Origin of the sequence: Endozoicomonas sp. (assembly GCF_965196975.1) — a bacterium.
Lineage (GTDB): Bacteria > Pseudomonadota > Gammaproteobacteria > Pseudomonadales > Endozoicomonadaceae > Endozoicomonas.
Genome location: NZ_OZ239981.1, coordinates 3,153,852 through 3,167,661, shown reverse-complemented (window position 1 = coordinate 3,167,661; position 13,810 = coordinate 3,153,852). Strand labels below are relative to the sequence as shown.

General features: G+C 47.3%; 4 protein-coding genes. 3 read left to right on the top strand and 1 reads right to left on the bottom strand.

What is annotated here, in order from left to right:
- Positions 1-246 precede the first annotated feature (246 nt).
- The 3 genes from gltB (at position 247) to hemE (ending at position 7,526) form a co-directional block, all read left to right on the top strand.
- Positions 247-4,704, top strand: coding sequence for a glutamate synthase large subunit (gene gltB, locus ACOCLE_RS14310; protein WP_419533034.1), 4,458 nt, complete (start codon positions 247-249; stop codon positions 4,702-4,704).
- Between the two features lie 188 nt (positions 4,705-4,892).
- Complete coding sequence (locus ACOCLE_RS14305; protein WP_419533033.1) at positions 4,893-6,338, top strand: FAD-dependent oxidoreductase; 1,446 nt, start codon at positions 4,893-4,895, stop codon at positions 6,336-6,338.
- A 114-nt stretch (positions 6,339-6,452) separates the two neighbouring features.
- Positions 6,453-7,526, top strand: coding sequence for a uroporphyrinogen decarboxylase (gene hemE / locus ACOCLE_RS14300; protein ID WP_419533032.1), 1,074 nt, complete (start codon positions 6,453-6,455; stop codon positions 7,524-7,526).
- Between the two features lie 245 nt (positions 7,527-7,771).
- Here the strand turns inward: hemE and ACOCLE_RS14295 are convergent, their stop codons facing one another.
- Positions 7,772-13,657: a hypothetical protein gene (locus ACOCLE_RS14295; RefSeq protein WP_419533031.1), complete on the bottom strand. Its 5,886-nt coding sequence runs from the start codon at positions 13,655-13,657 to the stop codon at positions 7,772-7,774.
- Between the last annotated feature and the right edge of the window lie 153 nt (positions 13,658-13,810).

Genomic DNA, 13,810 nt, shown 5'->3' with positions numbered 1-13,810 from the left:
GGGAGTCCGGTTATTAGAGGCAGAAAGCCCACCGGTTATCGAATAGTTATGGCTCGACAGATACTGGGTACCAGTGGTACACCGTAAGCTTTAAAAAAACGTGGAATCCACCTGATTCAGAAGTGGAACATAAAGCCTTCCAGAGATAAGTCTCCTTCAAGGTGGAAAGGGCTCTGGGAAAGTCGGGATGACTTTTATCAAGGGCGAGGCGAGCCAGAAAAATAATGGGTTGATGAGAGAGTGCCTATGAAAGCAGGTCTGTATAATCCTGGGGAGTTTCGGGATAACTGTGGTTTCGGGCTAATTGCCCAGATGGAAGGTAAGAAAAGTCATCACCTTCTGAAAACGGCGATTGAAGCACTGACCTGTATGACGCACCGTGGTGGTATTGCTGCCGACGGTAAAACAGGCGACGGTTGTGGCTTGTTGATTCAAACACCTGATACTTTTTTCCGAACGGTTGCGAAAGAAAAATTTGGCTGCGAGCTGCCCGGTCAGTATGCCGTGGGTATGGTCTTTCTCAATACCGATAAAGCCAAAGCAGAGAAAGGTAAAAAAACGCTTGAGAAAGAGCTGGAAAAGCAGCGTCTCAACGTTGTTGGCTGGCGCAAGGTTCCTGTGAATGTTGATTGTCTTGGCCCCATCGCAAAAGACCTTCTGCCAGGCATTGAACAGATCTTTGTTACCCCCGAAGGCGAGGTTGACGAAAAAGAGTTCAATGCCAGGCTCTATATGGCACGCCGTTACACCAATATGGTGATGGCGGAAGACCAAGATTATTATATCTGCTCATTGTCGCCCAGGGTCATCACCTATAAAGGGTTGATGATGCCGGTGGACCTGCCGACTTTTTATCCGGATCTCGGCGATACCCGCTTTGAAACAGCGATCTGTGTATTCCATCAGCGGTTCTCAACCAACACCATGCCGCGCTGGCAGCTGGCCCAGCCATTCCGCATGCTGGCTCACAACGGTGAAATCAACACCATCACGGGTAACCGTAACTGGGCAGAAGCCCGTCGTCAGAAGTTCCAGTCACCCTTGTTGCCGACGCTTGATGACATCTCCCCTCTGGTGAACCGCACCGGTTCTGACTCCTCCAGTCTGGATAACATGATGGAGGTGCTGGTCACGGGTGGTGTGGATCTTTATCGTGCCATTCGTATGCTGGTTCCGCCCGCATGGCAGAATGTCGATACCATGGATCCGGATCTCAGGGCATTCTATGAATACAGCTCCATGCACATGGAGCCGTGGGATGGCCCCGCCGGTCTGGTAATCACCGATGGTCGCAACGCCGTCTGTGCTCTGGACCGTAACGGCCTGCGCCCTTCACGCTGGGTGATTACCAAGAACGGTTACCTGACCGTGGCTTCTGAGGTGGGTGTTCATGGCTACAAGCCTGAAGATGTGGTTGCCAAAGGCCGGGTAGGGCCGGGAGAGGTTCTGGCGATTGATACTGAAACTGGCGAATTGCACCAGGCCCATGATATCGATGACAAACTGAAAGTCCGTCAGCCCTACAAGAAGTGGCTGAAGCAGAACGCCTACCGTATCCGTTCGCACTTCAGTGAAGATGATTACAAGGTTGACCATCTTTCTCCTGAGCAGCTGAACGTCTATCAGAAGATGTTTATGGTCACCTTTGAGGAGCGTGATCAGGTGATCCGCCCACTGGTCGAGTCTGGTCAGGAAGCGGTTGGTTCCATGGGGGACGATACGCCAATGGCCGTGCTCTCTGGCAGAACCAGGACGGTATATGATTACTTCCGCCAGCAGTTTGCCCAGGTCACCAACCCTCCTATTGATCCGCTGCGTGAAGCGATTGTCATGTCACTGGAAACCTGCCTGGGTCGTGAGCTGAACCTGTTTGAAGAAACGCCGGAACACGCTGCCCGGGTTATTCTCAAGTCACCAATACTGTCCACAGCGAAGTTCCTGGACCTGATGAGTGTTCGTCATCAGCATAAATCCTTTGAGACAGAAACCATCAACCTGACTTACGACCCGTCTATTGGTCTTGAGCAGGCGGTATTGAATATCTGTGATCAGGCGGAAAAGGCTGTGCAATCCGGCAAGGTGTTAATCTGCCTTTCTGACCGTCATATCGATCAGGGACTGTTGCCCGTGCCTGCAGCGATGGCGACAGGTGCGGTGCATCACCGGTTGATTGGCAAAGGTCTGCGCTCTGAGTCCAACATCATTGTTGAAACCGCGTCAGCTCGTGATTCCCACCAGTTTGCGGTTCTGATTGGTTTTGGTGCCACCGCTGTTTACCCTTATCTGGCCTATGAAATCATCAATGACCAGATTCGCTCCGGTGAGGTAATGACTGATCCTCGCGAGGCCTACAAGGCGTACCGTAAAGGTATTGGCAAAGGGTTGATGAAAATCCTTTCCAAAATGGGAATCTCAACCATTGCCTCCTATCGTGGAGCACAGTTGTTTGAAGCCGTTGGTCTTTCCAGAGAAATCGTGGACCTGTGCTTCTGTGGCGTTCAAAGCCGTATTCAGGGCGCCCGCTTTGAAGACTTTCATTATGAGCAGGGTCTGCTGGCCGAAACGGCCTGGAAAGCCCGTAAGCCGATTCAGCAGGGCGGCTTGCTGAAGTATGTACACGACAGTGAGTACCACGCGTTCAACCCGGATGTGGTGCAGCAATTACAGATAGCCGTTAAAACGGGTGATTATCAGGAGTACCGGAAGTACGCTGAACTGGTCAACAAGCGTCCGGTGGCCACTCTGCGTGACCTTCTGGGTCTTAAGCTGAATGATAAGGCACTGGTGGTGGACGACGTTGAATCCGTTGGTGATATCGTTCGACGGTTTGACTCTGCAGCCATGAGTCTTGGTGCATTGTCTCCGGAAGCTCATGAAGCTCTGGCGGAAGCAATGAACCGTCTTGGTGGTCGTTCTAACTCCGGTGAAGGTGGTGAGGATGAAGCCCGCTATGGCACTAATCGTGTGTCCAAGATCAAGCAGATTGCCTCTGGTCGATTTGGTGTAACCCCTCACTATCTGGTCAATGCCGAAGTGCTGCAGATCAAGGTTGCCCAGGGTGCCAAGCCAGGTGAAGGTGGCCAGCTGCCGGGTGGTAAGGTCAATGAGCTGATTGCCCGCCTGCGTTACTCTGTTCCGGGTGTTACCCTGATTTCGCCCCCACCGCACCATGATATCTATTCCATCGAGGATCTGGCCCAGCTGATTTATGACCTCAAGCAGGTGAATCCTGAGGCGCTGGTTTCTGTGAAACTAGTTTCTGAGCCGGGGGTCGGTACCATCGCGGCCGGCGTTGCCAAGGCGTATGCTGACCTGATTACCATCTCAGGTTATGACGGCGGTACTGCTGCAAGTCCTCTGACGTCTATTCGGTATGCCGGCTCTCCATGGGAACTGGGCTTGAGTGAAGCCCATCAAACGCTCCGTGGTAATGATCTGCGTGGAAAAGTTCGCCTGCAGACGGATGGTGGTCTCAAGACGGGTCTGGATGTGGTCAAGGCAGCGATTCTCGGCGCGGAAAGTTTTGGTTTCGGTACCACGCCAATGATTGCCATGGGTTGTAAATACCTGCGTATCTGTCACCTGAATAACTGCGCTACTGGTGTAGCGACTCAGGATCAGTCACTTCGTGAAGAGCACTTCAAGGGTGATGTTGAGATGGTCATGAACTTCTTTTCATTTGTTGCTGAAGAGGTGCGTGAGTGGCTGGCCTTGCTGGGTGCCAGAACCCTTGAAGAGGTGGTTGGCCGTACTGAGCTGCTGGAGCTTCTGCCGGGCCTGACTGAAAAGCAGCAGAACCTGGATCTGTCGCCAATTCTGGGCAGTGCCGATGTGCCTGTGGATAAGCCGATGACCTGTCAGGTGGATCGCAACCCGCCATACGATAAGGGTGAACTGGCGGAAGAGATGGTTCGACAGACGATGGGAATCATTGAAAAACGGGAAGGTGGTGAGTTCAGTTTCACGGTTGGCAACTGTGATCGTTCCATCGGTGCCCGTCTCTCCGGTGAGATTGCCAAACGTTACGGAAACCAGGGAATGGCTGATAAGCCTCTGAAGCTGAATCTGACCGGTTCTGCGGGTCAAAGCTTCGGTGTCTGGAACGCTGGTGGTCTGGAAATGCGTCTGGAAGGGGATGCCAATGACTATGTGGGTAAAGGCATGACCGGCGGTAAGCTGGTGATCTACCCACCGGCTGGCAGCAGCTTTGTGACCCATGAAACCTCCATTATTGGTAATACCTGCCTCTATGGGGCCACGGGCGGAACGTTATACGCTGCTGGTCGTGCAGGTGAGCGTCTTGGTGTTCGTAACTCGGGTGCCAATGTTGTGGTGGAAGGTGCAGGCGACCACTGTTGTGAATACATGACCGGAGGTCTGGTGACTGTCCTGGGCTGGGCTGGTCATAACTTCGGTGCCGGCATGACCGGTGGCTTTGCCTATGTGCTGGACCTGGAAAGAAGTTTTGTTGATCGTTATAACCATGAATTAGTGGATATACATCGCATTGATAATGAAGCCATGGAGCCTTATCAATCACACCTGCTGAGTGTTCTGGAAGATTACGTTGCAGAAACCGGCAGTGCCTGGGGACAGGAACTGATTGATGACTTCTATGACTACAGTGGTCGTTTCTGGCTGGTGAAGCCAAAAGCTGCCAGTCTCGATACCTTGCTGGCCAGTACCCATGGTAGCCCTGAGTAAGAGGGAGGGGATCCGAGAATAGACTGCCCTACTGCGGCGGCAGCGAACTGGTTTTAAAGATCGGTTTTCTGCAGCCTCTCTAACGGCGCTATCCACGGCTCCCCGAGCCTAGGCTTTGGCTACTGAGTGGTGATGGAAATAAGAGCAACGGGTATTGAACATAAGAACAGCTTTGTGAGGTCAGCGAAATGTCACAGTTACATTTAAAAAATGGCAAGGGTGTAAGGCTTAATAACAACTTTCAGTTTGTTGATGTGGGTCGTCAGGACCCAGACAAAAAAAGTCTTCGTCAGCGTAAAACAGAATTTGTTGAAATCTATCAACCGTTCGATGAAAAGCAGGTAAAAAATCAGGCGCATCGCTGCCTGTCTTGTGGTAACCCGTATTGTGAATGGAAGTGCCCTGTACACAACTACATTCCGGACTGGTTGAAACTGGTCTCTGAAGGTCGTCTTTTTGAAGCGGCAGACCTGTCACACCAGACCAATACGCTGCCAGAAGTGTGCGGCCGTGTTTGTCCACAGGATCGTCTCTGCGAAGGTGCCTGTACGCTGAATGATGGTTTTGGTGCGGTCACTATCGGATCAACCGAGAAATACATCACGGACACAGCGCTGGCGCTCGGCTGGCGTCCGGATATGTCCAAGGTATCCTGGACTGATAAAAAAGTGGCCATCATTGGTGCTGGGCCTGCAGGCCTGGGATGCGCCGATGTGCTGGTGCGCAATGGCGTGACGCCGGTCGTGTTTGATAAAAATCCGGAAATCGGTGGCTTGCTGACCTTTGGTATTCCAGAATTCAAGCTGGAAAAAAATGTCATGAGCCGTCGCCGGGAAGTGTTTACCGAAATGGGGATTGAGTTCCAGCTGAATACGGAAATCGGTAAAGACATCACCATGGAAAAGCTGCTGGAAGAGTACGATGCGGTATTCATGGGCATGGGTACCTACACCTACATGAAAGGCGGCTTCCCGGGTGAAGACCTTGAGGGTGTGCATGACGCCCTTCCTTACCTGATCTCCAATGTGAACCGTAACCTCGGCTTTGAACAGGATCCGGCAGACTTTATTGATATGAAGGGTAAACGGGTGGTGGTGCTTGGTGGTGGTGATACCGCCATGGACTGTAACCGTACCTCCATTCGTCAGGGTGCCAAGTCAGTGACCTGTGCCTATCGTCGTGACGAAGAGAACATGCCCGGTTCGCGTCGGGAAGTGGCCAATGCCAAACAGGAAGGCGTGAACTTCCTCTTTAATCGTCAGCCTGTAGAAATTGTTGGTGATGGCAAGGTTGAGGGCATCCGTCTGGTAACGACTGAACTGGGCGAGCCGGATGAGAATGGCCGTCGCCGTCCGCAGGTGGTAGAAGGCAGTGACCAGATACTGGAAGCGGACGTGGTTCTGGTTGCGTTTGGTTTCCGTCCAAGCCCTGCCGAGTGGTTTGAAGATCATGATATCCAGATCGACGAAGGTGGCCGGGTTGTGGCTCCTGAGAAAGCCAAATTCAAGTTCCAGACCAGCAATCCCAAAGTGTTTGCCGGCGGAGATATGGTTCGGGGCTCTGACCTGGTGGTAACCGCTATCTGGGAAGGTCGTCAGGCAGCAGATGGTATTCTTGATTATCTGGATGTCTGATTATTAACTGTTATTTAAGTTACTATAGGGGCGTTTTTCCAATGTGGAAGCGCCCCTGTTTTTTCTAAAGCCTGAAATACTGATAGTTCAGGCAAAGCTGGTATCGGGACTTTTATGACTCCATTGAAAAATGACCGCTTTCTTCGAGCTTTGCTCAGGGAGCCTGTTGATGTAACTCCCGTCTGGATGATGCGCCAGGCCGGTCGTTATTTGCCAGAGTACCGGGAAACCAGGGCTCGTGCCGGTGACTTTATGGCTCTGTGCCAGAATGCTGAGCTGGCCTGTGAGGTTACTCTGCAGCCATTGGAGCGATTCCCTCTGGATGCGGCGATTCTCTTTTCCGATATTCTCACCATTCCCGATGCCATGGGCCTTGGACTCTATTTTGAAGCCGGTGAAGGGCCGAAATTTAAAAAGCCGGTGCGCACTGCTGCGGACGTTGAAGCGCTGACCGTGCCGGACCCGGAAAAAGACCTGGGTTATGTGATGGGTGCGGTGAGAACCATTCGTCGTGAACTCAATGGCCGGGTGCCGCTGATTGGCTTCTCTGGCAGTCCCTGGACGCTGGCAACCTACATGATCGAGGGTGGCAGCAGTAAAGATTTTCGTCGTATAAAGGCGATGATGTTTGATCAACCGGAACTGCTGAAGCATGTGTTGAGTGTACTTGCCGACTCGGTGACCAGCTATTTGAACGCCCAGATTGAAGCAGGTGCCCAGGCGGTTCAGATTTTTGATACCTGGGGTGGTGTGCTCAGTCCGGAAAACTACCGTGACTTCTCACTGCACTACATGGACAGGATTGTTAAAGGACTGAAGCGGGAAAATGAAGGCCGAAAAGTGCCGGTTATTCTCTTCACCAAAAATGGTGGGCAGTGGCTTGAGTCGATGGCTGATACCGGTGTAGACGCCCTGGGGCTGGACTGGACGACCGATATCGGTGAAGCTCGCCAGCGGGTCGGTAATCGCGTAGCCCTGCAGGGCAATATGGATCCGTCAACGCTGTATGCCTCACCTAAGCGCATTCGCCAGGAAGTCGCAACCATTCTGGAAAAGTTTGGTACTGGCAATGGGCATGTTTTCAATCTTGGGCATGGCATTCACCAGTTTGTAGAACCGGAAAAGGCGGGTGCCTTTGTCAATGCAGTCCATGAAATGTCGAAAAAATATCATGAAAAAGAGAGTTAGCCTGTGGGGCTTAGCGAATGTATCGCTACCGTGGATTGATAACAGCATTTTCATTCAAGGTGAATGGACTGCTCTACTGTGGTGGCAGTAAATTAACCTAAAGGTTACGTTTTTTCTTGGCGAATAGAACTGCTACTCGCCTCGCAAAACGTAACTTTAATTGAGTGCCCTGCTGCTCTCGCTAAGATCGTTATTCTCGGACAGCCTTCTGGAGCAGGGGCAGCTTAAAATGGAAGCAATCTCTTTTATACCCTGATCACCGCTGGCTCAGAATGAGCTGGTGGTGGGGGGGGAGGGGCGGTGTTATCCACGCGGTGTTGCATTGCAAAGAATGCTTTTGCTTCATCAAGTTTTGTAAGTGTCTTCTGTAGCCTCTCTTTTGGCTCTCCCCAGCGCAATAATTTAAAGACTCTTTGCTCAATCAATGCCTCTACTATTTCAGGGGTGAATCTTTCTTTTATGTCATCAATTACCCCCAATAACCGGACAGGATTGTGAAGGTCAGCGTGTTCGCAATCACTGGCAATATACTCATCCAGTATATCGATTTGCTCCTGTGTTGCTTCATCAGGTGTGAACCCATGAGATACCCTGCCTGGTGTTGATTCTGACCCCGTTGAAAGATCGGTAAAAACTTGACGGGCCAGATCCTGAATAGAATAACCGGGGCTGTTAGTTTTACTCTGATCTGGAGAACATTCCACAATCTGCGTATTGACGGCGTCATTGACTCTTTCAGCAATCTTGCAAAGAGGCTTTAAGCCGACCTGTTTGACCTCTTTGAAAGTCTGGGATAGCTTCGCATGCGATTTTTCAACATCACCATCTTCTTCAAGCAAAGTTTCTTGAATTTCGGACATCGTAAAAGAAACAAGCTCCTGAGGAGGGGTAAATGTATTTTTAGTTGCTTTGGAGTAGCCGAACTCCACAGCAATTGAATCAAACCGATCCCACAGTGTTGCGACAGTAAGAAAATCCTGATCCTTGGAAAGCATTGCTGCTCGAACAACTCTTCCAGAGACAGTATCTTTGATCAAAGTAAGGGCGGTAAGTACCAGTGCTCGTAAATCTCTATTACTTATGCCCATATTCAGAGATTGTCCGCGGATATTGCAGTACATACCAATCAGTATTGCCGCTTTTGCTGCTATAAGAAGGTTGATTTGTGCCTCTTTCGTAACTGTCCTTATGGCATAAAGAAGAAACCAGAATTGATCACTTTCAGAGATATTAAATGGATCTATGGATTCGCGTGCAACAGATCGGTACTCTTCAAGTACCGTATCAAAATCTTCATCTGACATGTTTGCAATACTCGCAGCACCTGAAGCTGTAACATTGTTAACCAGCGAACTTGCACTCCACCATGCTCTCATGGTAAACATCCAGGTTCCAGCAAGGTTAGCGCCAAATGCGAAGGCTGTTGCTATGGATCCAATTGCCCTGAAAGCGTAGGCTTTATATTGCATTTGCACTTCTTTTTCGAGTGTTTGCAGGTTGGTTCCTGGAGGAATGATGTCATTAACCATTTTCTCACCATAGGTTTCTTTTAATGAGGCGATGGAAAACTTTGTCGTCATCTCTGGTCTGGTAATGATGTTTTGCATGGATTTAATGAAAACCTTCAACTGCTTTTCGCTGATATGGCGATTGGCATGTTGTGCTTTCTCTGGTAGAGCGATCCAGACATCACACTCTTTGATAAAAAACAGAAAGGCCAGGTGGCTAGATGTGGAGGGGTTTCGTACAGCTATACCTTCTTTTGATATATTCTGTGGGCCGAGTCGCATACCTGTTTTTCCTGCCTGAGCGACCATACTCATACTATTACGGGAGTAGTGCTGATCCACACTGTGTGGACGCTGTTTCGTGAGCATTGAGAGAGCACCAAATGGGTAACGCAGAGCTCCAACTAACATGTTTGTCAAAACATCACAGGGGCCATTGAGTTTTGGGGGCGGCCTGTGTAGCAGAATATCCATCCCTTCTAATATCCTTTCCATCCATCGGCCATGATCTTGATGCTCATGAAGTGTCTCTGCGGTCACTTTCTCACCGTGTTTTATTTCATAGAACTTAACCATGAGGTTCTCTGCGTTTTCAGTCGTTAACTCTTGAGTTAGTGAAGCGAGAGAAGAGTACTGTCCTTGCATGTGGATTTTTTTCCAGATTTCCCTTACCCATGGAAATGCAGCGAGAAGTGACGTTGAGATACTAAAACCTGCAGCAATAGAATTAGGTATATGCACATCTCCAGTTGGGAATTTAGGATTACCTCCAATAGGGCAGGTACCATTTAAAGGAGCTCTATCCGGAGTGTGTCTTACAACAGAAAGTGCATCGCGTGTCTGATTTAGCGCTGTGGAGTATGAGTCAAATAAAGAGGTATTGGTCGTTGAGGACCCATTGTATGCTGGAGTACCGATGTTCAGCTCTGCAAATGAACTGTAGCATTGGCCATGTTGCTGGAACTGATCAAATGTCATATTTCCAGGAGAGGGTACAGCCATCATTAACAATGAGTGAAATGATTTATTAGCTGCTTCAAGCTGCTGCATGGTACCTTGCATGCCAAGTAGGGTTGTAAATGCACTGCCTAGCTTTGATTGCACTGCTTTTAACAGCGTATTTCCTTCTTTCGATAATAGTAATGAAGCAAGCGTTGTCCCAAAGAACAAGCCTGGGAGAAATGCCTGATGCTCATCAATTAAGTCGATAAGCATCTTTCCATAAATCTGAAAGCTGGATTTTCTGCCAAAATATTCTTTCCAGAATGGGGTTTTACTCAGTTCTACAACTTGGCGATTGAATTGGTTAATAAGTTCAACAGTTCTTCCATCAGCGTGTGATAGCTCCTCAAGTAATTTATGTATCGCTTTTGCCTGGGATATCCTCTGGGTTTTCATAAATGTCTCGTTGAGCTCATCCATCATTTCATCATGACTTCCATAGGCCTTATTCATCAAGTCTGCTTGCTCTTCGGCGTAAGAGGAAACGAACTGATTGAATGTTTCAAAACAGATTTCGTATTCTTTGAAATCGGCAGGGTTTTTTTCGTCACTTATAGCCATGCCCAGTGCAAAAACCTCCATTTGTAATGTTACCAGTTCTTTTGTTGGTGGTAGGCTTTTTCCTAAATAGGTATTAAGTGTTTTAATATGAGCATCAGTTAATATTTCTAGCACTAGCATTGCATTAGAAGCTAAACTAAATGATATTGTATTGCTTGAAAGTACTTCGTGAATTTTTTTGAAATTACAATTTTTGTCTTGAAAACCCAGTAGACACTGATCCCATTTTATAATTACTGGGCTGCCGGTTTCTGGTGAGGGTTTTAACCCTCCTCGAACGGAGTGCTCAGTTACCATTCTTTGGAAATCTTTCAGATGGGATTGATAGGCTTTCCGAATAGAATATTTCAGATCATGAACCTTGCTTTCATCCTGATCAGAGGCAATGATTGAAATAATATCGCAAAAAATATCAACAAGAACGATTCCTGAAGGAAGGGACGTGCCAGTCTTTTCTATTTTTTTGTCAATAATAACACTAAGCTTAAGGGCATGATCTGGAAATGATTTACACAGCTTTTCTTTAGCCATTTGAATTGCCCCCATCGTTAAAAGATTAACACATTGCATACGTTCCCTCGTTGCAGCAGTGTTACCCTTAACATCGACGCTTTCATTAGGAGCGAGAGTTGATTCAAGGCGAGAGGTACCTTGTTGAAACTGCCAAAGAGTAACCGGATGCAAAAAGTAGTCTTTGATACAGGTTTTCCAGCCACGATTATATAAACGTTCGACTTCAGGTGTAGTCATCGTTTGTACCTTAAGATACATGGCATCATAAATATCTTCAGGATCGAAAGGATGTTCATCTGCATTATCAGGTACTTTGGCTGGTTTATATAGGCAAAATAATAATTTTAATAGCTCCATGACCTGGTGGTCATCTCTCCATCCATTGCTGGATAAAGGGGTAGACGGTAAAGGCATTTGAACTACAGTGTTTTCTGAGTTTACTTTTTTTGGAGGGGCAGGAGGGGGAGCTGTTAGACTGACTGTTCCTTCTGAGTGTGCTCTTCTTTGATGGAGATGGGCCTGGGGGGGAGCTAGTTGCTTGATGGTTTGCTCTGACGATTCTTCCCGGAGGTGGAGTAGTGGAATGCCTGCTTCGCCAGCTTCAGGGTCAGGGTCTCTGCCCCGACGCATTTCCTGTGTTTCTGGTTCGAGTAAAGGTGCTCGTTTTTTAAAAGGTTCCAGTAACTTACTAAATTCTTCATGGCCTACTTCCGCAATAAACGAGGGAAGTCTAGTGAGCGCTTTTGTGAATACAGCTCTAACACAAGCTTTACTTGGTGTTTCTCCTTCAGGTGACTTCAAACCAGCTAGTTGTTGTGTGACATCCTGTAAAAGCTTTCTCAGGCAGGGTTTGTAGAGTATATCTTCAGCACCACCATACAGCTCTTTAGTCAACTGCGTATTCAGAGCAGTAATCCAGTTAAGCAGCATTTTTCTATAAGCGAGCTTATTGTTGGCTCTGAGCAATAGATGATGGGAGTCTAAAATCGTAGTACTCTGCACTTGCTTGTTTTCAAGCTGATTGGACCAGGTCAAAAGCAAAGCATCCAGAGCCTGTGACCAGGCGTTTTTTAGCTCGATATCAAGGAGTAGACCGGGCCCATCAAAGCCGTGTTGAAACAGAAGGTGATGAGTAAAATCAGTTATGGCTTGATCAAAAACGGCAAGGCTTTTATTCACCATGGCTTCCGCAAACTTATTAAAAGCATCTGCAGTAAGTCCTTTTTTTGAGGATGGTGATTTATCTGACTCTTCTGTTGGCAAGCACTCCCGGAGTGTATTGTCCAATAAATCGGGCATGTCAAGAAACAGGTCCCATAGTGGTCGAGCGCTCAAATCAAGCAGTCTTCGGCTTCTACCTTTGTCAATATCATATTCCGTTCTGGTTCTGGTAACCTGGTTGATTTGACTGACAAGCCCGTCAATATAACTATCTACTTTACTTGTCCAGAATGAGACACCTGTTGAAGTTTTCTTTGAGTCCATCAGGAAACTATGTCTGGATAGAACTTGAGCAAAGCGTGAAGCTGTCGTCAGTACATTCTCTTGAAACTCCTCATTATAGTTGGCGAAAGGTGTAGCTTTACCTGATATAACATTAGCCGTATGAGCCAGAGTAGAAACTAATTTACTTGCCATTTTATCAAAATTATAAGCGACTTTATTATGAGCAAAAGGGGCAATTTCCAGCACTTCGAGAAGCTTTTTGGTTTCAACTCTATCGGCTGTACTTTCATAAGATGTCCATGTTTTGAGTCTTTCATTGAAAGTGTCGGGATTGTTCATCAGCGAGAGGCATTGTTCATAACATTGTATAAATAGATCATCATAATCAGCTGATTGAAATAGAAAGTCTGAAAATTCACGTATTACCGTTGATTGACAAACCTCAGGAGAAAACGCTACAACGAGCTGTGTTCTTTTCATTCTTCTGATTAACTCGGTGTTGATTTCTTCTTGACTAAGTGTTGGTTTTTCTCTGTCGGATAAAAGGGCTTTAGAAAGTTGTTGATTTTCATCTTCATCGATATTATCTGATGCTAACTCTTCTGGGTCTAATTGATTTTTTAGTAGCCATGATTGCATTTGAATTAGTTCATGATTAGCTTTTCTTAAGGTTGACTCAATGTCTTTAGCAAGTTCATGTGTTCCCAGTAATTTGTAATATTTTATTTTTTGAAATAAGCACATCTCAATATGATTGAGTTCATCAGATTGGATTTTTCTGGTTTCAAATGTTTCCTGCATTTCTCTGAGTAAATTGTGAGTTTCTCTCGCTGCCTCTAGACAGGAAGAAGGAATAGTAACTCTTTGTGAAAGCATTACCAGTGTTTCCATTTTTTCTGTGCTGTCCGAACCACCTACTGAATTAACGAGTTTATCTAATAGAGAGGATTGTGTGTGAAAAGGGATCGCACTTTGTTTGGGTAAAAATGCTTGACCTTCAACGGTTCTTATTCTGTGTCTCAGCTCAGTATCAGGTGGCAATATGGCTCCTGAGTCATAAGTTCGAGAAAGGAGGCCTGTTTCAGATATAGGTGTTGCCATTATTTATTTCCTGTTTCCTGTTTCTTGTTGTGAGTAAAGTTATTTGTTTTGTTGAATTGAATCCAGTTTCTTTCATTTGTTTAAGGTTTTTAAAATGCTAAAGTGTTTTTTTAAATTGGGTGTGTGTATGTATGGAGTGGTAATGCTTCTGGT